This window comes from Sulfitobacter sp. SK011, assembly GCF_003352065.1.
In the GTDB taxonomy this organism is placed as follows: Bacteria; Pseudomonadota; Alphaproteobacteria; order Rhodobacterales; family Rhodobacteraceae; genus Sulfitobacter.
In genome coordinates, this window is sequence record NZ_CP025803.1 from 2,802,141 (window position 1) to 2,824,470 (window position 22,330).

A 22,330-nucleotide genomic window follows, 5' to 3' on the forward strand; every position below is an offset into this window, starting at 1 on the left:
TTCAGGGCAAACCGGCAACGCGTCTATTCGACCCGGCTGGCCCGAAACTGGCGTGCAAGACGCCCCACCAGAAAGCCGATGCCGAACGTTCCAATACCATACATTGCCAGCGCGCCCTGAGCCATCAGCGCATGCGCCTCAAACGGAGCAGCGTTCAGCCCGAATACAATCCAGGCCATGTTCAGCCCAATCCCAAGCAACAGAAGCCCTAGAAATGCAATCACCCGTATCCGGTATCCGCACCACGCACAGACCAGCATCCAGACCGCGAGAAGTGCCAGCATCGTCGTGACTGTCATGCTCATTCCGCCGGTCCTTTCACCGCCGCCACATTCCGACGCACCCAGCGGCCCAGATAGATCACCGGCCAGCGCAGCACGGAACACCCACCCGCCAGGACCAACAGACCAACCCACGGCCCATGCTGCACGGTGATATAGCCCAGGATTGGGATACCGACGGCGATCAGGACATAGGCATTGCGCCAATGATGATCCTTGCTGGGCGTCATCGCCAGCACATTTGCGATGACAGCCCAGAGGCACGCCAGCAACAAAGACATGCTCATTGTGGCACCTCCGGATCTTGACCTTTGAGCTTTGCAATCAGAAATTTCAATGGATTACGGAACATCGACACGAAGGCCGCCAGCGCCAGCAGCGCCGCGATCCAGTTTACTTGTATGCCGATCATCACAATCAAAACCGGGGCCGCAAGCAGCAAGATGACACCGGGAACATATTGCCTGCGCATCGGCAACATCGCCACGCAGGCAGAGGCAAAGACCCACAGGATCGAGAGCCAAAGCAGGGTCATGCCGCCGCCCCTTTGAGCGCGCGCAGCCGATCCGGGAGGCCATTGGCCCAGCCGCTGATCGTCCCTGCGCCCAGACACACAACCATGTCCCCGGGGCGCGCCTGTTCGGCAACGAGCCTCGCCAGATCATCTTCATCCTGAACAGCGCGGGCATGGCGGTGGCCATGCTGGATCAATCCAGCAACCAGGCTGTCACGATCGGCCCCCTCAATCGGGTCCTCACCGGCCGCATAGACATCGGCAATGCCCACGACATCCGCGTCATTAAAGCAGGCGCAGAAATCTTCGAAATGGTGGCTAAGCCGTGAATACCGATGCGGTTGATGCACCGCAATCACCCGCCCTTCGGTGGCCTGCCGCGCGGCTTTGAGCACCGCAGAAATCTCAACCGGGTGATGGCCATAATCGTCGATGATCGTCACCCCATCAACATCGCCCACTTTGGTAAAGCGGCGGTTCACGCCGCCAAACTTGGCAAGTGCGTCGCGAATTTCATCAGCCTTCATGCCCAGATGCCGTGCCACAGCAACAGCCGCCAAGGCGTTGGAAACGTTGTGATCGCCGGGCATCGGCAGGCTGCAGTCCTTGATCGCGATCTCTTCGGCCTGCAGATCAATGTCAAAGTATGCAACACCCGCTTTGTAATGCAGGTTCGTGGCGCGCACATCGGCCTGCGCGTTGAAACCATAGGTCAAAACCCGGCGGTCGGTGATCTTGCCCACCAGCTTTTGCACTTCTTCATGATCCGTGCAGCAGACCGCAAGCCCGTAAAACGGAATGTTCGACACAAAATCAAGAAACCCCTGACGCAGGGTGTCAAAGTCGCCCCAGTGTTCCATATGCTCTGGATCGATATTTGTAACAATCGCGATTGTCGCGGGCAGACGGTTGAAGGTGCCGTCAGATTCGTCCGCCTCAACCACCATCCATTCGCCCTGACCCATCCGCGCGTTGGACCCGTAGGCGTGAATGATGCCGCCGTTGACCACCGTGGGGTCAATACCGCCCGCGACCAACAGTTCGGCGACAAGTGTCGTAGTTGTCGTTTTGCCATGCGTCCCGGCAACCGCGATGTTGGATTTGAGCCGCATCAGTTCAGCCAGCATTTCAGCCCGCCGCACAATCGGCAGACCCTGTGCGCGCGCGGCATCCAATTCGGGGTTACCGGGCTTGATCGCCGATGAGATTACAATGACTTCGGCGTTTTCGATGTTCTTGGCCTCTTGGCCCTCAAAAATCGACGCCCCCAGCTTGGCCAGGCGATCGGTGATCTTGGTCGCTTTGAGGTCAGACCCCTGCACGGTATATCCATGGTTCAGCAGCACTTCGGCGATGCCTGACATGCCGATCCCGCCGATCCCCACAAAATGGATTGGCCCCACGTCGGTCGGCAGTTTTGTCGCCGCTGCATTCATTTGTCATTTCCTTTTTTCGCAAGTTCTTCGACGATCTGGGCCAAGGCTTCGGCCGCTTCAGGTTTGGCAATTGAAATGGCTGCCAGCGACATTTTCAAGGCACCATCGGAATCGCCCAAAATCAACTCAATTTGCGCGCCCAGACTTTCAGGGGTGGCGGCACCTTCTGGTACCATGATTGCCGCGCCGGCCTCGACCAGCCCCCGTGCATTTGCGGTTTGGTGATCGCCCGTTGCAGCGGCAAAGGGGATCAAAATTGAAGGGCGTCCAATCACAGACAAATCCGCCACCGATGACGCCCCTGCGCGGCTGATCACAAGTTGAGCCTCGCTCATGCGGCGGGGCACGTCGTCAAAGAACGGCTGCACATCGGCGTCAATCCCGGCTTGAGCATAGAAATCCGCTACGCGCTGGCCATCCTCGTTGCGCGCCTGATGACTGATGCGCAGGTTTTTAAGCATGTCCATCGGCAGGCCCGCTATCGCTGGCGGCACTACATCGCTCAGGATGCGCGCACCCTGACTGCCACCCATCACCAGAATTTCCATCGGGTAATTGCCCGGCGGGATGTAGCCCGCTCCCGCCCGCTCAAGCACTGCCCTGCGCACCGGATTGCCCACATGCACACCCTGAACCCCGTCCGGCAACGTGGTCGGCCATGTGCCACAGGCAACCGCATCGACGTGTTTGGAAAACAGTTCGTTCACGCGGCCCAAAACGCCGTTCTGTTCGTGAATCATGCGGGGCAATCGCAACACCCATGCCGCAGCCAGCGCCGGGATTGTCGGATAGCCACCGAAACCCACAACCGCAGCGGGCCTGTCGCGCATCATGCGCATCGCGGCCCCTGTGGCACCTGCCAATATGCGCGGCAGCACCATCGCCTTGGCGGCCAGCCCACCGCGCGCAAAAGTGCCCGAGTTTACTTGGGTAATTTTGACCTCATCGGGAAAACCGCCCGTATAAAGCGCGCCGCGCGCATCTGTGCTGAGCTTGACGCGCCAACCGCGCATCAACATCACCTCAGCCAGCGCTTGCGCGGGAAACATATGCCCGCCCGTGCCGCCTGCTGCAATGATCAGCAAAGGTGCCTTCATCGACTGCGTCCCCTGCCCAGAATATCACTGATCTCGCCTTGCGGGCGGGTGCGCGTAAACGCAAGCAGCATGCCCACGGCAATGCCACTGGCAATCACGGAGGATCCGCCATAACTCACAAACGGCAAGGTCATGCCCTTGGCCGGCAACAGCCTTACCGCAACACCCATATTGATCATCGCCTGAACGCCAAACATGCAGGCAAGCCCGGTGCCCGCCAACCGGATGAACGGATCACGTTCACGCACCAGCCGCAACAGCGACCGCACGACAACACCGGTATAAAGCGCGATGATGCACATCACCAAAACCAATCCGTATTCCTCGGCCGCGACCGCGATAATGAAATCCGTATGTGCGTCAGGCAGCGACCATTTCACCTCGCCCTCGCCCACACCAACACCAAACAAACCACCCTCGCGGATCGCGTTGGTGGCATAGCCAAGCTGCGTCGTCGGGTCGACATCAACGCTTAAAAAACCATCAATGCGGCGGGCAAAATGTTCGGAGTTCGAATATGCCACTGTGCCCGCAACCACGACCAGACCCGCCATACCGACCAGCAAAACCATCGGTGCGCCAGCCACAAAATACATCACACCCCAACCAAACAACACCAGACAAGCCTGTCCAAAATCGGGCTGAATCGCCAACATCAGCACGATGGATATGCAAAGCGCAAAGGACCAAGTCTTGCCCGGCGGGCCATTGATCTCAAGCGCGGCGGCCATCATCCAGGCTGCCGCTACAACAAAACCGGGTTTCAAGAACTCCGACGGCTGGATCGCGGCAAAGCCCAGCGAATACCAGCGCATCGCACCCTTGCCAAAATCAGTGCCAAAAAACGGCAGCAGCGCAAGGGCGACAAAAGCGACAATAAATCCCAAAACCCCAAGTCGACGCACGACAGTGGGCGACATCATCGACGTCAGAACCATGGTCAATATCGCCAAGCCGCCAAACAACGCCTGCCGCTGAACATAATGAAATGGTTCAAATCCGTTTTTCGCCGCCAATGGCGGAGAGGCGGCCAGACCCAACAACATCCCCACGGCAAACAACAACAAAACACAGCCCATCGCCCAGCGATCAACGGTGCGCCACCATTTGGGGAGAATTGGCTCGCCATCCCGAACGGGAACCGCGCCATAGACCATTTCTGTCATGGTAGTCTGCCTTGCACTGCCTCGTTTCCCGATACCGGGGTGGCCCCTTTTCGGGGTCTCAATCCCAAGCATAGCGGCTTTTTGCCGATGGGGCCAGTCTATTTTGCCCGCACAAGCCACTCCGGGTCTGGCCAAAAACTTGGGGCACCCTGTTCGGACAGGACGGCATCCAGGGTGCCACGCCCAAATCAGGGCGCGCACCCCGGAGCGCATCAACTTGACCACGCGGCCTGAACAAGGCAGAGCCGACAAGATGCAGGTTGATACAGCAATCATAGGGGCCGGTGCCGCCGGCATGATGTGCGCGGCCCATGCCGGTGGGCGCGTTCTGGTCGTGGACCATGCCCGTGCGCCCGGCGAAAAAATCCGCATTTCCGGCGGTGGGCGGTGCAATTTCACCAATCTGCACTGCACACCCGACGCATTTATCAGCCAGAACCCACATTTCGCAAAATCTGCCCTCGCCCGGTACACCCAGTGGGATTTTATCGAACTGGTCGAGGCGCATGGCATTGCGTGGCACGAAAAAACGCTTGGGCAATTGTTCTGCGACACGTCGGCCAAAGACATCGTTGCGATGTTGCTGCGGATGATGGAGGCGGCCAAGGTGCAGCTTTTCTTGCAAACAACTGCCAGCAACTTTGCAAAGAACAACGGGTTGTTTACCTTTGATCTGTCCACCGCGGGCAAGACCCAGCACGTGACCACCCGCAACCTTGTTATTGCAACCGGTGGCAAATCCATCCCCAAGATGGGCGCAACCGGTTTAGCCTATGATATTGCGAGACAATTCGGGGTATCAGTTACAGACACCCGCGCCGGTCTGGTGCCCTTTACCTTCGCCGAAGGCCGCTTTGCCCCGATATCCGGGGTCGCAACGCCGTCCAAAATCACTGCCGGTGACGCGAGTTTTGAGGAAGCGTTGCTTTTTACCCATCGTGGCCTGTCTGGCCCCGCGGTTTTGCAGGCCTCGTCTTATTGGCACGACAATGAACCCATCACTGTAAATCTTTGTCCCAACACAGATATTTTTGCTGCACTGCGCGAGCAACGCCAAATCTCTGGCCGTCGAAATCTGACCAATGTGCTGGCACAGCACCTGCCCGCCCGCCTGGTAGACCATCTGTGCGGCCAATTCGATCTGAGCGGCAATCTGGCGGATTGGTCAGACGCGCGATTGCAAACCCTGACAGAGGCTTTGCAAAACTGGGTGCTTTATCCGTCCGGCACCGAAGGATACCGCACGGCAGAAGTCACCCTTGGCGGCATCGACACCAAGGAATTGTCGTCAAAATCAATGATGAGCAGCGCCATACCCGGCCTTTATTTCATCGGTGAAGCGGTGGATGTCACCGGCTGGCTGGGTGGGTATAATTTTCAATGGGCGTGGTCATCGGCGATGGCTGCCGCACATGCGATTTCAAATGATTAACGCGCGCCCGTAACTTTCTGAACCTGAGCGGCAAAATCCTCGCCACGCCGTTCAAAGCTGTCATATTGATCAAAGCTTGCCGCCGCCGGGGCCAGCAGGATCACATCCCCCGGTTCAGCCTCTTCAACCGCTCTTGCGACCGCAACTTGCATGGTGCCACAAACCTCTGCGTCCACAGTCAACTGCATGGCAAACTGCGCTGCTTCCCGACCAATCACATAGGCCTTGCGCACCGATCCCGTTGCGGCGGCCAATCCGTCCAGCCCGCCTTCTTTCTCCAGCCCGCCACAGATCCAGCGGATGTTCTGAAATGCTGCCAGCGCTTTGGCGGCGGAATCAACATTTGTTGCCTTGCTGTCATTCACAAACCGCACGCCATCCGCCTCGCCAATGGTCTGTGACCGATGCGGCAGCCCGCCAAACGTATGAAACGCCGCCTCAATCACCTTGGGGGCAAGACCCAAGGACCGGCACGCACCATAGGCAGCACAGGCGTTTTGATGGTTATGCGCCCCCGGCAAACCCGCAATCCCACGCAGATCAACCGAAGCGATCTGCTTGCCCTTACGGTATTCCGACAAGAACCCTTTGCGCGCAAAAACCTGCCATCCCGGCCCGGTCAGCTTGCTTTCCACGCTGATCTGGATCACCCGGTCGTCTGTCGGACCTTCGCTGAGTTGCCCGGCCAGAAAGCGCCCTTCATCCTCGTCGACACCAATCACCGCGCGGTCCGGCCCGCCTTCGGCAAAGAGCCGTCTTTTGGCTGCGAAATAGCCGCCCAATCCGTGGTGCCGGTCCAGATGGTCCGGGCTGAGGTTAGTAAAGACCGCCACATCCGGGGTCAGACTGCGTGCCAGATCGGTTTGATAACTCGACAGTTCAAGCACCACGACCTCGCCATCCACGGCAGGGTCCAGATCAAGCACACCCCGCCCAATGTTTCCCGCCAGCTGGCAAGGCCGTTGAACATGCTCAAGGATGTGGTGGATCAGCGCCGAAGTCGTGGATTTCCCGTTTGATCCGGTCACTGCTACGACCTGCGGGGCAATATCAAAATTGTCCCATTCCGACGTCGCAAAACTTTGGAAAAAGAGCCCAATGTCATTGTCCACGGGCACACACGCGGCCCAAGCGGCGACAACAACCGGGTTGGGTGCCGGGTACAAATGCGGGATGCCGGGGCTTACAATCAGCCGGGCAATGCCCTCAAACGCGCCGGATTTCTTGAGATCGGCACAGGCAAAACCTTCTGCCTCAGCGATCTCGCGCGCGCTTGGGTTATCGTCCCAGCATACCGGCTCAGCCCCGCCTGCGACCAACGCGCGAGCAGCGCTCAGGCCTGACCGACCCAGCCCCAAAACCGCGACCCGTGTGCCGTCCAATCCCCTTACTGGAATCATCTGAAAACCCCTGATACCTGTTGGATCGCAGAATGGTCGTAATATGCGCCCTTCACAAGCAGGAGCCACCGAAATGCCTGATCTAGATGCGATCCTGCCGCGCTTGAACGACCAGATGCGCGACGACGACATCTGGGGAGAGGTTGCAGATTACATTCCCGAACTGGCCCGCATTGACCCCAAACAATTCGCCATCGCGGTTGTTCTGGCTGACGGGACCCTGCACAGCGCGGGCGACGCAGACACGCCTTTTTCCGTGCAATCCGTCACCAAGGTTTTCACCCTCGCCATTGCGCTTGGCCGCATTGGCGATCAGCTTTGGACACGGGTCGGCCGTGAACCATCGGGGCGCGCGTTCAATTCCATCGTGCAATTGGAACAAGAACAAGGCCGCCCCCGCAATCCCTTCATCAATGCAGGGGCGATTGTCACCACAGATGCCGTGTTGGGCAACAGACAACCCCGCGAGGCTTTGGCCGAGATTGTGCAGTTTGTGCGCACGGCGGCCGGGTCCGACGACATTCACATCAACAACAAGGTCGCCGCATCAGAGACCACCTTTGGCCACCGCAACTTTGCGCTCGCGCATTTCCTGGCGTCCTGTGACAACCTTACAAACCGACCGGAAATGACGCTTGGCACCTATTTTCATCATTGCGCGTTGGAAATGACAACAATCCAACTGGCCATGGCGGGCCGCTTTCTGGTCGATGCTCCGGGCCTGCCCCGCCTTGTCACACCGCGCCGCATCCGTCGGCTGAATGCATTGATGCTGACCTGCGGCCACTACGACGGATCAGGCGATTTTGCCTACCGCGTCGGCATTCCGGGCAAATCTGGTGTCGGCGGTGGGATACTGGCCATCGTGCCGGGCGTCGCCAGCATCGCGGTATGGTCACCGGGGCTTAACCGCTATGGCAATTCACTCAAGGGCACCGAAGCCCTCGCCAGTCTGGCGCGTCAGATGAGCTGGTCCATCTTTTGAGCGCGTTTGGGCGTCAAAGAATGGTTACAGGACGGGCATAGCGCGCAGGGTGGCCCCCGCCGCAGGTGCCGCTACCGGACCTTCAGCGTCGCCAGGCCAATCATCGCCAGGATCAACGAGATGATCCAGAACCGGATGACAATCTGCGGTTCAGCCCAGCCTTTTTTCTCATAGTGGTGATGGATCGGGGCCATCAAAAACACCCGCTTGCCGGTGCGTTTGAAATAGAGCACCTGAATGATCACGCTCAGCGCTTCGACCACAAACAGGCCACCGACAATCGCCAGCACCAATTCGTGCTTTGTCGCCACGGCAATCGCACCCAATGCACCACCCAAGGCCAGGGACCCGGTGTCGCCCATAAACACCGCTGCGGGGGGGGCGTTGTACCACAAGAACCCCAAGCCGCCGCCAAAAATACCGGCGGTGAAAATCAATATCTCGCCGGTACCGGGCACATAATGCACATCCAGATACTCGGTGAAATCAACCCGGCCAACGGCATAGGCAATAACGCCCAATGTGCCTGCCGCAATCATCACAGGCATGATTGCAAGCCCGTCCAACCCGTCCGTCAAGTTGACCGCATTGGCCGACCCCACGATCACGATCACAGCAAACGGCACAAACAGAAAGCCAAGATTGATCAAGGTGTCCTTGAACACCGGCAGCGCAAGTTTGTACTGCAATCCGTCAGGATGATATTGCGCAGCCCAATACCCTGCAATCGCGGCAATCAATAAGCCCAGCACAAGCCGTACCTTACCTGACACACCTGCCACCGTCTGCTTTCTGACCTTGGCATAGTCATCGGCAAAACCAATTGCGGCAAAGCTCATCGTGACGAAAAGCACCAGCCACACAAACGGATTATCCAGCCGCGCCCAAAGCAAGGTTGAGGTCAGCAATGCGCCTACAATCAACAAACCGCCCATGGTCGGGGTGCCGGCCTTCGCAAAATGGCCCTCAGGACCATCATCGCGAATAGGCTGACCTTTGCCTTGCCGGCGGCGCAGCACAGAAATCAGCGGTTTGCCAAACAGAAAGCCAAAGACAAGCGCGGTCATAAATGCACCACCAGCCCGGAAGGTGATGTAGCGAAACAGGTTAAAGAAATCGCCACCATCCGACAGTAGGGTCAACCAGTAGAGCATGAAGTGTGTCCTAACTCATCGTTTTTTGGGCATTTGCCCCTAAATCTCAGGCCACCCGATGGCCCATTTTACGGATGGCGTCAACGACCAGCCCCAGTTTCATCGACAGTGATCCCTTAACTAACACAACGTCACCTGAATCGAGCCGTTCGCGCAGACCGGCCAGCATTTCCTCAGTAGTCGCATACCAATCGCCGCGCTGATGTTCGGGCAATATCGCATATAGCGACTTCATCAACGGCCCCACACAATGCACCACATCAAGGGCTTGCGTATGATCCAAGTGGGCCAAACCGGCATGCAGCGCGATTTCATCTGGCCCCAATTCCTTCATATCGCCCAGAAATGCGATCCGGCGGCCTTTGCTGACCCGCCCGATGTCGTGGGTCACTTCTGAGGTGGCCAGAACTTCCAGTGCTGCGGCCATCGAGGTTGGGTTTGCATTATAGCTGTCGTCGATCAACTGCAGGGTCAGATGGGTTTCCACCGGATCAAGATAGATCGTTTCGCGGACCCCGCGGCCTTTGAAGGGCGACCAACGGCCCAGTGACCCCGCCGCCAGTGCCAGATCAGCACCCATCGTTTGTGCCACAGCCAACGCGCCCAGGCCGTTCATTGCGAAATGCCGTCCCGGCGTGGCGATCTTGAACAACAGCGGCACGCCATCCGCATCGGCCTGCACCACGGTGGCATCCGCCTGAACCGTCACGTCCTTGAGCTTGTATTGATATCCGTGCACGCCGAATTCAATCTGTCGCAATTTGCAGTCGATTGCCTTGGCCATCAAAATTGCAGCATGCTCGATATCGGCGTTGATCACCGCCATGCCGCCCGGTTTCAGCCCTTCAAACACCGAAGCCTTTTCAACGGCAATTTCCGCCACGTTATCAAACGCTTCAAGGTGGGCTGCGGCAACCGTTGTAATTAAAGCCACATCCGGTTTTGCGAGCTTTGCCAAGGGCGCAATCTCTCCGGGGTGATTCATCCCAATTTCGATGATTGCGAATTGGGTGTCTTGCGGCATCCGCGCGAGGGTCAGCGGCACACCCCAGTGGTTATTGTAGCTGGCCACGCTTGCATGGGTCCGTCCCTGATCGCTCAGGATCGCCAGCAGCATTTCCTTGGTGGAGGTTTTCCCGACGCTGCCCGTGATCGCCGCAACCTTGGCATCCGTGCGCGCCCGCGCGGCGGCCCCCAAACGTTCCAGGCCCTGCAAAACATCATCCACAATCAACAAAGGTGCATCCGATGCCACACCAGCTGGAATATGGTCAACAAGGGCGGCACTGGCACCTTTTTCCAAGGCTTGTGCCACAAATTCATGCCCGTCACGCACGTCCTTTAGGGCAACAAAGAGATCCCCCGCCTCAATCGTGCGTGTGTCAATCGACACGCCGTCACAGGCCCAAGTGCCTTGCGCACGACCGCCCGTCGCCTTTGCCGCCGCATCGCTGGTCCATAGGGTCATGCCATTCTCCCGTCCAATGCGGCAACCGCGACACTGGCTTGCTCTGCGTCATCAAACGGCAAAATATCATCGCCCACGATCTGACCAGTCTCATGGCCTTTTCCAGCGATCAAAAGTGCATCACCAGGGCCAAGCGCATCAACCCCCCGCAAAATGGCTTCTGCCCGGTCGCCGACTTCCGTCGCCTCGGGCGCGCCAAGCAGAACAGCCGCGCGGATGCAGGCAGGGTCCTCGGACCTTGGATTGTCATCCGTCACAATCACCATATCTGCATGTGTCGTTGCCGCCTGCCCCATCAACGGGCGTTTGGTATTGTCGCGATCACCCCCTGCACCGACAATCGCAATAAGTCGTCCCATCACATGCGGACGCATTGCAGAAAGGGCGGTCGCAACCGCATCTGGTGTATGGGCGTAATCCACAAACACCGCCGCACCATTGTCACGGGTCGCGGCAAGCTGCATGCGGCCGCGCACGGTTTTGAGGTGCGGGATGGTATCGAAAACCTCGGCAGGATCACCGCCGCAGGCAATGACCAGACCTGCGGCCAACAACACGTTGTCCGCCTGAAAGCCGCCGATAAGGTTCAGCCGTTTCTGATAGGTCTTGCCAGCCCATTCAAATCGCAAATCCTGCCCTGTCGCGTCAAACCGCTGTGCCGTCAGATGCAGATCGCCACCATCGCGCCCGACCGTGATCACCTCACACCCACGCGCTTTTGCGATGGCTGCAACCTCGATGCCTTTGGGATCGTCGATGTTGACAACCGCGGTGCCATCTTCGGGCAAAACCCGCGCAAAAAGGCCCACCTTGGCGTCAAAATACGCTTCAAAGGTCTCGTGATAATCCAGATGATCCTGGGTGAAATTGGTAAAGCCTGCCGCCTCCAACGTCACCCCATCGAGACGCCGCTGATCAAGGCCATGGCTTGACGCCTCCATCGCGGCATGGGTGATGCCATGTGATGCCGCCTGCGCCAGGGTGCGGTGCAAGGTAATCGGCTCGGGTGTGGTGTGCGCCAAGGGGGCGGCCCACGCGCCCTCAACCCCGGTGGTGCCAAGATTGACGGCCGCCAAGCCCATTTCGATCCAGATTTGGCGCACAAATGTCGAGACGGATGTTTTGCCGTTGGTGCCTGTCACCGCGACAATCGTGCCGGGCTGTGCGCCAAAATAAAGCGCTGCCGTGCGCGCCAGCGCCTCGCGCGGCGCATCGGTCACAACCACCGCCACCCCGGCGTCAGCCATCACATCGGCAGCAATCGCAGCCCCCTTTGCATCGGTCAGAACCGCAGCGGCCCCCATGCGCACCGCATATTTGATGAACTCGGCCCCATGCACCTTGGTGCCCGGCATCGCGGCAAACAAAAAGCCATCCTTTACACCCCGGCTGTCGACCGAAATGCCCGTGATGTTCGGATTGGCGCCACCGCGCGCCGTTAACCCAAGTGAAGAAAGTGAAAGGGGCGCGCGGCTCATGATGTCAGTCATTAATTATTGCTGTTGGTCAGCGTTACCACAGCGGCGTTGACGGGTTCAATGGCTGGTCGCACACCCAGCAACGGGGCCACACGCCGGATCATTTCCGCCGCAACCGGCACGGCCGTCCAGCCCGCCGTGCGGCGCGGTTTGTCGCCGGATGTCTCAACCGGTTCATCCAGCGTGACGATCAGCACATATTTTGGATCATTGGCGGGGAACATCGACGCAAAAGTCGCGATCACCTTGTCCTTGTAATATCCGCCACGCGGTTTCGGTTTGTCCGCTGTCCCGGTCTTGCCTGCAACAAAATATCCCGGCACCTCGCCAAAGCTCGCCGTGCCGTCGCTAACAACCTTACGCAACATCATCCGCGCGTCAGCGGCGGCACGTGCGGACATCACCCGAGGTCCAAGCCTGGGACCCGATTGTTTTTGCAACGTCGGCTCAATCTTAAACCCGCCATTGGCGATTGCGGCGTATCCGGCGGCCAGATGCATCGGGCTGGATGACAACCCGTGGCCATAGGAAATGGTCACTGTCGACAGGTCAGTCCAGCGTTTGGGCAACAAGGGCTTGCCACCTGCCGCCTCGACAATCTCAAAACCTGTGGGTTCAAAGAACCCGAGGCTTTTGAGGAACTCTTGCTGGCGCTTCTGTCCGATCTGCAGTGCGAGGCGACCGGTCCCGCGGTTTGATGAATTCACGATGATATCGGTGACGGACAATTCGCCGTAATTCTTGTTGCGAAATTCGCCAATCTTGAACCCGCCCACTTTCATGGGCCCCTTGGTATCAATGACGGTCTGCGCGTTCACCAGCCCCAGATCAATGGCCTGAGCAGCGGCAAAAATCTTGAAGGTCGAGCCCAGCTCATAGACCCCCTGAACAGAGCGGTTAAAGAGCGGGCTGTCAGACGCATCGCCCGTGGTCGCCGGGCGTGGGCGGTCGTTTGGGTCAAAGTTGGGCAGCGAGACCACGCTGATCACCTCACCTGTTTTCACATCCATCAGCACGGATGTGGCACCCTTGGCGTTCATCAATTTCATACCGCCAAGCAAAATGCGCTCGGACGCCGCTTGAACCGTCAGATCCAGCGACAATTGCAGCGGATTGGCCCCGTTCGCAGGGTCGCGCAGATAATCATCAAAATATTTCTCTACACCTGCCACGCCAATCACTTCGGCAGCATGCACACCTTCCTTGCCATAACTCGCGCCCCCCATCACGTGGGCGGCCAATCTTCCGTTGGGGTAAAGCCGCATGTCCCGCGGCGCAAAAAGCAATCCCGGATCGCCAATGTCATGCACGGCCTGCATCTGCTCGGGGCTGATTTTCTTTTTCACCCAAAGGAACTTGCGCGCCCCGGTGAAATCTTTGAGCAGGCGTGTTTCATCCAGATCAGGAAAGATTGCCACCAGCTTTTTTGCCGCCGCCGCCGGGTCAACCATTTGCTTGGGCTGGGCATACAGCGCGTGGGTGTCGAAATTCGTGGCCAGCAGGCTGCCGTTGCGGTCCACAATATCCGCGCGGCTTGCCGAAATCACCGCACCCGGCGCTTGGGCGCGTGGCTCAACCGGTTCAGAGGTGGCGAGCAGCCCCATGCGCGCGCCGACAACTGCAAAGGCGCAGAAAAAGAACGCGCCCAGCACCAACAACCGTCCCTCCGCACGCAGACGGGACTGATCGCGCATCTGTTCATGCCGTATGCGGGTATTTTCACGCTCAATCGCATCGGGGTTTTCGCCCTTTTCGCGGGCGTCAAGAATGCGGGCCAACGGGCGCAGCGGTGTGCGGATCATAGCGGGTCCTCGTCGGCGTTTGACGCGCCTTTCGGCGCAATTGAATTCATCGTTGACACATCAACCGGGTCGGTAATCGGCAACAGCGGCGCAGGGGGATAGGCCACCTGATCGACCTGACCAAATTGATCTGGGTGCAGATGCAGCAGACCCAGCCGTTCAAAATTGATCTCAGCCAGATCACGCAGGCGGTCCGGTCGGTTCTGATAGGCCCATTCAGCGCGTAAAACCGCAAGCCGGGAATGGGCAGCGCGGATGTTGAGGTGCAGCTTGTCTGCCTCACTCAGCGCCTGTTGGGTCGCGTAATTTTCGCGGTAGGCCCAGAACGCAAGGCCGACAACAGCCAGTGAGGTCAGAATGTAAAGAACAGCACGCATGTCTAAAGCCCCTTTACCATCGGCATTCCGATGGATTTTGCATCAACCACGCCCGAAGGCGCATCCGTTCGTGTGGCAACCCGCAGCTTGGCCGAGCGGCTGCGCGGGTTTTCCTGTAATTCTTGTGGGTCCGGGCCAATGGCCTTGCGCGACTTTAGTATGAACTGCGGCGCATCCTGGTGTAGTTCGGGTGCAAAGCGGTTGGCGTTCCCCCCCGACCCTGACCGGGCGGTCAGGAACCGTTTGACCATCCTGTCCTCGACCGAATGGAATGTCACAACCGCAAGCTGTCCACCGGGCTTCAACGCCCGCTCAGCCGCCATAAGCCCCTGAAATAATTCGCCATATTCATCATTCACCGCAATGCGCAGCGCCTGAAAGCTGCGCGTTGCGGGATGTGACTGACCGGGTTTTGAACGGGGCAGACAGCCCTCAACCAATGACGCCAATTCCAGTGTCGTGGTGATCGGAGCATCGGCACGCGCGCGCGCAATCGCTTTGGCAATCCGGCGGCTTGCGCGTTCTTCACCATATTGAAACAGAATGTTGGCAAGCGTCTCTTCGTCCGCCTCATTGACCAGATCGGCAGCCGATGGCCCATCTTGCGACATTCGCATGTCCAAAGGCCCGTCCTTCATGAACGAAAACCCACGCTCTGCCTGATCCAATTGCATTGAAGACACGCCAAGATCGAGGACAACACCGTCGAGATCCTGCGCATATTCATCCATCTTGGAAAACACACCATGCTGCATGGTGATCCTGTCGCCATAGGCCGTGGCCCAGTCTGCCGCCATTTCAAACGCCACCGGATCGCGGTCGACGGCGATCACCCGGGCGGCCCCGGCCTCAAGCAAACCACGGGTATAGCCGCCCGCGCCAAATGTGCCATCAAGCCAAACACCCGAAACAGGCGCAACAGCGGCCAAAAGCGGGCGCAACAAGACAGGTGTGTGAGGGGCAGACTGATCAAGGGTGGCCGCAGCAGCCATGTGCGTTACTCCTCCTGATCGCCATCCAGGAAAGACAGCGGATCAACGTCGTCCGGCAGTTCGTTCTGCCACGCTTCCTCTTCCATTTCGTAGGTTTCGGGCTTCCAGATCTGAAAGGTATCACCGGCGGCGATAAAAAACGCCTCGGCGTCCAGATCAATTTTGTTCCGCAGCTTGGCGGGAAGGACCAACCGCCCCGTTTCATCCACCGTGGTCGGGAAGGACTGGCCATGAAACAGACGCTGCAAGGCTCTGCGCTGCATGGAACCGCGCGGCATACGGTCGATCTTGTGATCCACCTCGTCGATGGCTTCCATCGTATAACATTCAAGGTAGGAGCGGCGCTCGTCGCCGTATACAATCACCAGCTCAGGGGTCTCGCCAGACTTCCAGTTTGGATCACCGGCCTCCAACACACGGCGAAAAGAGGCTGGGATAGACACTCGCCCCTTCGTATCGACCTTGTGATGGCTTTCGCCTCTGAACCTGCGGCTCACTGTCTTTGTTCCTGCCTGCGCATTTTGCGCTTTGATCTGTTACGCGCCCCCGCGTGAAGTTCTTTCCCCAGTGCTTTGATTTTAAATGGAAACGGAGAGTTGATCTGCTGCCACTGATCAACTCTCCGCCCTCGTCCCGCTTGAGCGGGGAAGTCCGACTGCGCGCGCCACCTGGGGGGATGTCTGCTCGCCCGCGCGCCGGATCTCGTTGGTCTGATGAAATCGAGGTGCCTGTATGAAACCTGCTAGGTTATTTTGTCTGTATGGGGTCGTTTGGTGCCCCGTGTCCCGTTCTCATCCGATGCATAAGGGATGCCATGGGAATTCATGTCCGTCTACTATTTTTTTCGGATTTATACACAATATTTAGTTTTGCACAGGCGACGAAAACAAAATATGGCGCTCATTTCTTTAATAATTTAGCACAAATGGTATTATATTTCTTCAAAACCACTATATATTGTATCGCTCAGCTTTAGGCAGTAAATTCCCATGAATTCCCCGAATTTTTAAGCCACAGACTTATCCACAGCTTATGTTCCTGACTTGTTCCACATTTCAGCAGCGGCACGCAAGGTATTTCAAGGTTATTTCCCTCAAAATGATTCGGAATCGGCGACATTTGGCTGAACCTGTCCGCTGGCCAGCGCCTCAAGGCCCATGTTTTCCCATGCGGCTGCGCGTGCATTCCCAAACGCGTTGCGAAAGGCAGCGCGAACATGTCCAATGCACCTTAGCCGCCGCGATGCTGAATTATGTCAATTTTGACTGCAGTCCTGTCTCGCCCGCCCGCGCTTTGGCGGCTGCTTGCTTCTTTTTCGATATCAGGCCAAAAGGCTCGGCAACAACATGGAGCTTTTCGTGAACAACGCTTTGGCCATCCTCACGCATGCCATTCGCATGCTCCTTCATGAACCTGGCACAACATTACGTGTGATTGCGCCGGCTCTTTTGGGTGTGCTGGCCAGCGTCATTGCTGCGGCCATTCTGGTTCCGGATGCACTCATCGCGATACAGTCCACACCGGATACATTTGTCGCCCCCGCACCGTCTTCGGCCATGCTGCTGCTGTTTTTATCGATTGCCGGCCTGATCGGCTATGCGCTGATGGCGATCCTGTGGCACCGTTACGTCCTGATAAACGGCGCTGACGAGGGCGGCCATATCAAGGCAGGGTTCTCAGTCCTTCTGGGCTATCTTTGGCGTGCCATTATCCTGGCTTTGGTCCAATTTCTGATTGCGATCCCGGTCGGCATTGCCATTGCCGTTTTCGGCGGTATGGGCGCGGCCATGTCTGGCGGCCTTACGATGTTCTTGGTTGTCGGTGTTCTTGCGGGCATATTCTTTATCTGGGTGGCCCTACGGCTAAGTGTGGTGCTGCCCGCAGCGGCACTGGGTCAAACCATGCGCATTACCGAAAGCTGGCAGGTTACCGCCACCATTTCGAATGCATTGTGGGGTGTTGCCGTCTTACTGGCACTGATGAACCTCGTGATCTCTCTCATCAGCAACGCGATCCTGCCCGACGGCATTGGCATGTCGGTGATCATGCAAACGCTGATCTTCATCATCGAGGGTTTGGTGTTTATCTCAGTTCTGACCACGCTTTATGGGCATCTGGTCGAAGGCAGATCACTGGATTAATCGGGTCGCCCCTCAAGCCATCCCACCCTTAATCAATCCTTCGGCAATCTTTTCATATGCTTGCGCCATGGGCCCGTCGCCTGCAGCGATGGGCGTGCCACCGTCGCCGGCCAACCGGGTATCCAGATCGATCGGCAGACTGCCCAACAGCGGCACCCCCATTTTTTCGGCCTCAGCCGCGACACCGCCATGACCAAAGATCTGATGTTCGGACCCGCAATCGGGGCACACAAACGTCGACATATTCTCGATCAACCCCAGAACCGGCGTTTTGAGCGTTGCGAACATATCCAGCGCCTTGCGGGCATCAATCAACGCCACGTCTTGGGGTGTGCTGACCACAATCGCGCCGGTCAGGTCCGACTTGGTGCACAAGGTCAGCTGCACATCCCCGGTACCGGGGGGCAGATCGACCAGCAGCACATCCAATTCGCCCCATTCAACCTGCCCCAGCATCTGTTGCAGCGCGCCCATCAACATCGGACCGCGCCAGACAATGGCCTTGCCCTCTTCCATCATGAACCCGATGGACATCAGCGTGACGCCATGCGCATGCAGCGGGATGATCGTTTTCCCATCCGGACTGGCAGGCCGTTTGTTAATGCCCATCATGCGGGGCTGTGACGGCCCGTAGATGTCGGCATCCAACAGGCCCACCTTGCGCCCTGCCCGCGCCAGGGCCACGGCAAGGTTTGAGCTGACGGTGGACTTGCCTACGCCGCCTTTGCCCGACCCGATTGCCAGAATACGCTGGACGCCGCTGGGTTTGGTTGGCCCCTCCTGCGGTTTGGGATGGCCGCCAATCTTGAGGCTGGGCGGCGCGGATGGTTTGGGCGCTGGCCCATGGGCCGTCAGCGCAACCGTCGCCTGAGCGACCCCAGGCAGGTCCGATACGACCTTTTCCGCCGCATCCCTTAGGGGTCCCATTTGTTTGGCAACGTCAGCACTCGGCGCTTCAATCACGAATCGCACTTTGTCGCCCTCGACCGTCAGCGCCCGCACCAGATCATGCGCCATCAGGCTTTTGCCATCCGGCAGAGTAACCCGTGCAAGGGCAGCTTCAACATCGGCTTTGGTGACGGACATGCGCAAATTCTCCTCATTCATGCCTCCTGAAATGGCAGGTTTTGGACAAACCACAAGAGGCCAACGGCCAATGCTGAATGAAAAGGCGGATTGCTCAGCATTTACGCAGGGTTACCATGTTTTCGCTGCATAGCAGCATTGCAAAACTATCCATTGTGCAGATGCAGCATTTATTGGATTGTAAGGTCATGGATCGGTCGCAAGGCTGATCCGATAGAAAGAACAGAGGCGCTCATCCTCCTCCCGGGCAAATCTGGTTTTGGCGGCGACATCTTCCTCCTCCCTGATGTCGTCGCCCTTTTTCCCCACACCTCCAAATCTATGACAGCGCCAACCTTTGCGAACGGCGATTTTTGCCCGGCGGCGAAAGTTTCCCTTTGGTAAGCAAGAGATTGACCCAAAGTCCGCCATGCAAATGCTGCATAGCGGCATTGCAGTAACAGCCGTTGATCGCCCGGTTTAAAGGCATAGATACCCCTCATCCGAAACGACGATAGATATGAAACAAGAGGCGCCAAAATGGCATACGTAAATACAACATCCGCAACGACAACATCCTTCTTTGCCCGCATCGGCACAGCCTTTGATGCTCTGGCAACCCGCTACAAGCAGCACCGGCTGTACCGCGAAACGCTCGATGGTTTGAGCGCGCTGTCCAACCGCGAACTGAATGATCTGGGCCTGAACCGCTACGATCTGCGCCGGATTTCCTGGGAAGCGGCAACACGCTGAACAAGATTACGATTTAGGCCTGTGACACCTCCCTGTTCACAGGCCTGATCCAAGGGGCCGCATCTTCTTCCTCCTCCCCGATGCTGCGGTTCCCTTGATTGACCCAGAGCCGATCCTCCCTTGACGCTTTGGGCCACAAAAGAGACGGCGACACCTTCCTCCCAAGGTGCCGCCGTTTTCTGTTTTTGGAGGATGTGGAATAGGCACCCCGGGGGCCTTGACGGGGTGGGTTCTCATCGCTCTTGATAGGATAATCGACTGCCCCCCACGCGTCAGAACGCCATGCAGTCGACGTTAAAAAGGCACGTCGTCACATCCTGTCAGATAGCTCGACACGATCTTTTTGATGCCGGCCTTTTCGAAATCGACCTCAAGTTTGTCACCCTCGATGCCCGTCACCGCGCCATAGCCGAACTTCTGGTGGAAAACCCGTTCGCCCATCACGAAACTGCTCACGGCGGTCATGTCGATGGTCACGTTGCGGGTTTCGCGTGGCTGGCTCATGCCCCGTTCGCCGGCCCGCGCCTGCAAACGCCGCCATCCCGGCGAGTTGTAGACATTCGCCTCTGCCGCCGCCTCATGCAGCGTGCTTTTTGGCATCGCGGCACCAAATCCACCACCGTAAAGGCCCGGCGGCGTGAGGACCTCGACATGATCCTCGGGCAATTCATCAATAAACCGAGACGGCATCGCAGATTGCCATTGTCCAAACACCATCCGGTTGCCGACAAAGGAAATCGTGCACAACTCCTCGGCCCGGGTGATGCCCACATAGGCCAGCCGCCGTTCTTCTTCCAATCCCTTGATGCCGCTTTCATCCATCGACCGTTGCGAGGGGAACAGGCCATCCTCCCACCCCGGCAGAAACACCGCCGGAAACTCCAACCCCTTGGCGGCATGCAGCGTCATGATGGAAACCTTTTCGCCGTCACCATCCTGTTCATTGTCCATGATCAGGCTGACATGTTCGAGGAACCCTTGCAGATTCTCAAACTGCTCAAGCGCCTTGACCAGTTCTTTCAGGTTTTCCAGCCGTCCCGGTGCCTCTGGCGTCTTTTCGTTCTGCCACATGCCGGTATAGCCGCTTTCGTCAAGAATGATCTGCGCCAGTTCGACATGGCTGGTCTCGGGCGGCGCATATTCAAGCCGCTCTGGCCCATCCTCAATCACATCGTCGTTCGACACCGCTCGCAACGGCCCGCGTGTCATCGCATGCCAACGGTCAATCCCGTCCACCAACAGCCGCAACTGCGCGCCACCTTTGCCGCCCAAGCCATCATGGGCCAGCAATATCCGCGCGCCCTCCAACAGGTTGGCGCCATGCTCGCGGGCAGTGGTTTGAATTTTTTGTATTGCAATCTTACCAAGCCCCCGTTTGGGCGTGTTCACAATTCGCTCAAAAGCGAGATCATCATCGGGGCTGGTGACGACCCGGAAATAGGCCATCGCATCGCGGATTTCCAACCGCTCATAGAACCGCGGCCCGCCAATGACACGGTACGGCAGACCAATCGTCAAAAACCGATCCTCAAAGGCCCGCATCTGGTGGGAGGCCCGCACGAGGATTGCCATCGCGTCCAGCGAAAGCGGTTTCATCCCCCGCGTCCCGCGCTGCAGTGCCTCGACCTCATCACCGACCCAACGCGCTTCTTCTTCGCCATCCCAATGGCCAATCAGACGCACCTTTTCGCCTTCCTTCTGTTCGGTCCACAAGGTCTTGCCCAGCCGCCCCTCATTGCCCGCAATCACCCCCGACGCAGCCGCCAGAATATGGGGTGTTGAACGATAATTCTGCTCCAGCTTGACCACATGCGCGCCGGGAAAATCCGTCTCGAACCGCAGGATGTTGCCCACTTCCGCCCCGCGCCAGCCATAGATCGACTGATCATCATCACCGACACAGCAGATGTTCTTGTGCCCCTGCGCCAGCAACCGCAGCCACAGATATTGCGCCACATTGGTATCTTGGTATTCGTCCACCAGAATGTATTTGAACCAACGCTGGTATTGCGCCAACACATCCGGGTGGGTCTGGAAAATCGTGACCATGTGCAACAACAGATCGCCAAAATCGACCGCGTTGAGTTCAATCAACCGCCGCTGATAGTGATCGTAAATCTCGGTCCCACGGTTGTTATAAAACCCCGCATCCGCCGCAGGCACCTTTTCAGGTGTCAGCGCCCGGTTCTTCCAGCCATCAATGATCCCCGCCAGCATTCGCGCAGGCCAGCGTTTGTCGTCAATATTCTCTGCTGCCACCAGTTGCTTCAGCAGCCGCAGCTGATCATCCGTATCCAGAATGGTGAAATTCGATTTCAGCCCCACCAATTCCGCATGTCGCCGCAACAACTTCACGCAAATCGCGTGAAATGTGCCAAGCCAAGGCATCCCCTCAACCTGCTGGCCCATCATCTGACCCACCCGGTTTTTCATCTCGCGTGCAGCCTTGTTGGTGAATGTCACCGCCAGCACTTCATTCGGGCGCGCCTTGCCCTGCGCCATCAAATGCACAATCCGCGCCGTGAGCGCACGCGTTTTTCCTGTCCCGGCCCCGGCGAGCATCAGAACCGGGCCATCCATCTGCTCAACGGCGGCGCGTTGCGCCGGATTCAAGCCCTCCAGATAACGTTGCGGCCGCGCGGCCATCGCACGCGCGGACAGGGATGCGCCTTCAAAGGCGCCGGTTTCATCAAAACTGCTCATGGCGCATAACCTACCCCCATTCTTACGGCAGGAAAACCCATGTTCTTGGGATGTTCCCCATTTCATTGTTCCCCAAATACACTATC

20 protein-coding genes are annotated in these 22,330 nt (G+C 58.0%); 4 read left to right on the top strand and 16 right to left on the bottom strand.

Features of this window, described 5'->3' with window-relative positions; genetic code table 11:
• Positions 1-23: 23 nt before the first annotated feature.
• Genes C1J02_RS13835 through C1J02_RS13860 form a run of 6 tightly spaced genes read right to left on the bottom strand, consistent with a single transcriptional unit; the run spans position 24 to position 4,494 of the window.
• Positions 24-305: a hypothetical protein gene (locus C1J02_RS13835; RefSeq protein ID WP_114879097.1), complete on the bottom strand. Its 282-nt coding sequence runs from the start codon at positions 303-305 to the stop codon at positions 24-26.
• Positions 302-568, bottom strand: a complete 267-nt coding sequence (locus C1J02_RS13840; RefSeq protein WP_114879098.1) for a DUF2484 family protein — start codon at positions 566-568, stop codon at positions 302-304. Before C1J02_RS13840 ends, C1J02_RS13835 begins: the two co-directional genes overlap by 4 nt.
• Complete coding sequence (locus C1J02_RS13845) at positions 565-816, bottom strand: DUF2484 family protein (protein WP_114879099.1); 252 nt, start codon at positions 814-816, stop codon at positions 565-567. The genes C1J02_RS13840 and C1J02_RS13845 overlap by 4 nt, the downstream gene beginning before the upstream one ends.
• Positions 813-2,231, bottom strand: a complete 1,419-nt coding sequence (gene murC, locus C1J02_RS13850) for a UDP-N-acetylmuramate--L-alanine ligase (RefSeq protein WP_114879100.1) — start codon at positions 2,229-2,231, stop codon at positions 813-815. The genes C1J02_RS13845 and murC overlap by 4 nt, the downstream gene beginning before the upstream one ends.
• Positions 2,228-3,328, bottom strand: coding sequence for a glycosyltransferase (locus C1J02_RS13855; RefSeq protein ID WP_114879101.1), 1,101 nt, complete (start codon positions 3,326-3,328; stop codon positions 2,228-2,230). Before C1J02_RS13855 ends, murC begins: the two co-directional genes overlap by 4 nt.
• Positions 3,325-4,494 (bottom strand): putative peptidoglycan glycosyltransferase FtsW, encoded by a 1,170-nt coding sequence (locus tag C1J02_RS13860; protein WP_114879102.1) that lies wholly within the window; start codon positions 4,492-4,494, stop codon positions 3,325-3,327. Before C1J02_RS13860 ends, C1J02_RS13855 begins: the two co-directional genes overlap by 4 nt.
• A 253-nt stretch (positions 4,495-4,747) precedes the next feature.
• Here C1J02_RS13860 and C1J02_RS13865 point away from each other — a divergent pair, with 253 nt between their 5' ends.
• The gene (locus C1J02_RS13865; protein ID WP_114879103.1) at positions 4,748-5,926 is read left to right on the top strand and encodes an NAD(P)/FAD-dependent oxidoreductase; all 1,179 of its coding nucleotides are present in this window, start codon (positions 4,748-4,750) and stop codon (positions 5,924-5,926) included.
• Here the strand turns inward: C1J02_RS13865 and murD are convergent.
• Positions 5,923-7,326 carry a UDP-N-acetylmuramoyl-L-alanine--D-glutamate ligase gene (murD, locus tag C1J02_RS13870; protein ID WP_114879104.1) on the bottom strand — a complete coding sequence of 468 codons (1,404 nt, stop codon included), beginning with the start codon at positions 7,324-7,326 and terminating at the stop codon, positions 5,923-5,925. The genes C1J02_RS13865 and murD overlap by 4 nt on opposite strands.
• A gap of 73 nt (positions 7,327-7,399) precedes the next feature.
• Here murD and C1J02_RS13875 point away from each other — a divergent pair, with 73 nt between their 5' ends.
• Positions 7,400-8,311, top strand: a complete 912-nt coding sequence (locus C1J02_RS13875; RefSeq protein ID WP_114879105.1) for a glutaminase — start codon at positions 7,400-7,402, stop codon at positions 8,309-8,311.
• Positions 8,312-8,382: 71 nt separating this feature from the next.
• On the opposite strand, the gene mraY is transcribed toward C1J02_RS13875, so the two are convergent.
• From mraY to mraZ, 7 genes are read right to left on the bottom strand one after another with little or no spacing between them, the layout of a single operon-like run.
• Complete coding sequence (gene mraY / locus C1J02_RS13880) at positions 8,383-9,465, bottom strand: phospho-N-acetylmuramoyl-pentapeptide-transferase (RefSeq protein ID WP_114879106.1); 1,083 nt, start codon at positions 9,463-9,465, stop codon at positions 8,383-8,385.
• A 46-nt stretch (positions 9,466-9,511) separates the two neighbouring features.
• Positions 9,512-10,933, bottom strand: coding sequence for a UDP-N-acetylmuramoyl-tripeptide--D-alanyl-D-alanine ligase (gene murF / locus C1J02_RS13885; protein ID WP_114879107.1), 1,422 nt, complete (start codon positions 10,931-10,933; stop codon positions 9,512-9,514).
• The gene (locus C1J02_RS13890; protein ID WP_114880595.1) at positions 10,930-12,411 is read right to left on the bottom strand and encodes a UDP-N-acetylmuramoyl-L-alanyl-D-glutamate--2,6-diaminopimelate ligase; all 1,482 of its coding nucleotides are present in this window, start codon (positions 12,409-12,411) and stop codon (positions 10,930-10,932) included. Before C1J02_RS13890 ends, murF begins: the two co-directional genes overlap by 4 nt.
• Positions 12,412-12,422: 11 nt before the next feature.
• A complete protein-coding gene (locus tag C1J02_RS13895; protein WP_114879108.1) occupies positions 12,423-14,213 on the bottom strand; it encodes a penicillin-binding protein 2 in 1,791 nt (596 codons plus the stop codon).
• Complete coding sequence (locus C1J02_RS13900; protein WP_114879109.1) at positions 14,210-14,590, bottom strand: cell division protein FtsL; 381 nt, start codon at positions 14,588-14,590, stop codon at positions 14,210-14,212. Before C1J02_RS13900 ends, C1J02_RS13895 begins: the two co-directional genes overlap by 4 nt.
• Before the next feature lie 2 nt (positions 14,591-14,592).
• Positions 14,593-15,582, bottom strand: coding sequence for a 16S rRNA (cytosine(1402)-N(4))-methyltransferase RsmH (gene rsmH / locus C1J02_RS13905; RefSeq protein WP_114879110.1), 990 nt, complete (start codon positions 15,580-15,582; stop codon positions 14,593-14,595).
• Positions 15,583-15,587: 5 nt separating this feature from the next.
• A complete protein-coding gene (gene mraZ, locus C1J02_RS13910) occupies positions 15,588-16,079 on the bottom strand; it encodes a division/cell wall cluster transcriptional repressor MraZ (protein ID WP_114879111.1) in 492 nt (163 codons plus the stop codon).
• An 861-nt stretch (positions 16,080-16,940) separates the two neighbouring features.
• On the opposite strand from mraZ, the gene C1J02_RS13915 reads away from it, so the two are divergent.
• Positions 16,941-17,723 carry a hypothetical protein gene (locus C1J02_RS13915; protein ID WP_162798325.1) on the top strand — a complete coding sequence of 261 codons (783 nt, stop codon included), beginning with the start codon at positions 16,941-16,943 and terminating at the stop codon, positions 17,721-17,723.
• 12 nt (positions 17,724-17,735) lie between these two features.
• Here the strand turns inward: C1J02_RS13915 and C1J02_RS13920 are convergent, their stop codons facing one another.
• Complete coding sequence (locus tag C1J02_RS13920; RefSeq protein ID WP_114880596.1) at positions 17,736-18,809, bottom strand: Mrp/NBP35 family ATP-binding protein; 1,074 nt, start codon at positions 18,807-18,809, stop codon at positions 17,736-17,738.
• 519 nt (positions 18,810-19,328) lie between these two features.
• Between C1J02_RS13920 and C1J02_RS13930 the strand changes: the two genes are divergently transcribed.
• Positions 19,329-19,541 carry a DUF1127 domain-containing protein gene (locus tag C1J02_RS13930; protein WP_114879114.1) on the top strand — a complete coding sequence of 71 codons (213 nt, stop codon included), beginning with the start codon at positions 19,329-19,331 and terminating at the stop codon, positions 19,539-19,541.
• A 294-nt stretch (positions 19,542-19,835) separates the two neighbouring features.
• Here C1J02_RS13930 and C1J02_RS13935 read toward each other — a convergent pair whose 3' ends face one another.
• On the bottom strand, positions 19,836-22,244 hold the full coding sequence (locus C1J02_RS13935) for an ATP-dependent helicase (protein WP_114879115.1): 2,409 nt from the start codon (positions 22,242-22,244) through the stop codon (positions 19,836-19,838).
• Between the last annotated feature and the right edge of the window lie 86 nt (positions 22,245-22,330).

Excerpts from the sequence above, each read along its gene's own strand:
- C1J02_RS13895 (WP_114879108.1), bottom strand. The coding sequence starts at position 14,213 with ATGATCCGCACACCGCTGCGCCCGTTGGCCCGCATTCTTGACGCCCGC.
- C1J02_RS13930 (WP_114879114.1), top strand. The coding sequence starts at position 19,329 with ATGGCATACGTAAATACAACATCCGCAACGACAACATCCTTCTTTGCC.
- C1J02_RS13865 (WP_114879103.1), top strand. The coding sequence starts at position 4,748 with ATGCAGGTTGATACAGCAATCATAGGGGCCGGTGCCGCCGGCATGATG.
- murD (WP_114879104.1), bottom strand. The coding sequence starts at position 7,326 with ATGATTCCAGTAAGGGGATTGGACGGCACACGGGTCGCGGTTTTGGGG.
- mraY (WP_114879106.1), bottom strand. The coding sequence starts at position 9,465 with ATGCTCTACTGGTTGACCCTACTGTCGGATGGTGGCGATTTCTTTAAC.
- C1J02_RS13935 (WP_114879115.1), bottom strand. The coding sequence starts at position 22,244 with ATGAGCAGTTTTGATGAAACCGGCGCCTTTGAAGGCGCATCCCTGTCC.
- C1J02_RS13855 (WP_114879101.1), bottom strand. The coding sequence starts at position 3,328 with ATGAAGGCACCTTTGCTGATCATTGCAGCAGGCGGCACGGGCGGGCAT.
- C1J02_RS13890 (WP_114880595.1), bottom strand. The coding sequence starts at position 12,411 with ATGAGCCGCGCGCCCCTTTCACTTTCTTCACTTGGGTTAACGGCGCGC.
- murF (WP_114879107.1), bottom strand. The coding sequence starts at position 10,933 with ATGACCCTATGGACCAGCGATGCGGCGGCAAAGGCGACGGGCGGTCGT.
- C1J02_RS13840 (WP_114879098.1), bottom strand. The coding sequence starts at position 568 with ATGAGCATGTCTTTGTTGCTGGCGTGCCTCTGGGCTGTCATCGCAAAT.
- C1J02_RS13920 (WP_114880596.1), bottom strand. The coding sequence starts at position 18,809 with ATGTCCGTCACCAAAGCCGATGTTGAAGCTGCCCTTGCACGGGTTACT.
- rsmH (WP_114879110.1), bottom strand. The coding sequence starts at position 15,582 with ATGGCTGCTGCGGCCACCCTTGATCAGTCTGCCCCTCACACACCTGTC.
- C1J02_RS13875 (WP_114879105.1), top strand. The coding sequence starts at position 7,400 with ATGCCTGATCTAGATGCGATCCTGCCGCGCTTGAACGACCAGATGCGC.
- C1J02_RS13900 (WP_114879109.1), bottom strand. The coding sequence starts at position 14,590 with ATGCGTGCTGTTCTTTACATTCTGACCTCACTGGCTGTTGTCGGCCTT.
- C1J02_RS13845 (WP_114879099.1), bottom strand. The coding sequence starts at position 816 with ATGACCCTGCTTTGGCTCTCGATCCTGTGGGTCTTTGCCTCTGCCTGC.
- murC (WP_114879100.1), bottom strand. The coding sequence starts at position 2,231 with ATGAATGCAGCGGCGACAAAACTGCCGACCGACGTGGGGCCAATCCAT.
- C1J02_RS13835 (WP_114879097.1), bottom strand. The coding sequence starts at position 305 with ATGAGCATGACAGTCACGACGATGCTGGCACTTCTCGCGGTCTGGATG.
- C1J02_RS13860 (WP_114879102.1), bottom strand. The coding sequence starts at position 4,494 with ATGACAGAAATGGTCTATGGCGCGGTTCCCGTTCGGGATGGCGAGCCA.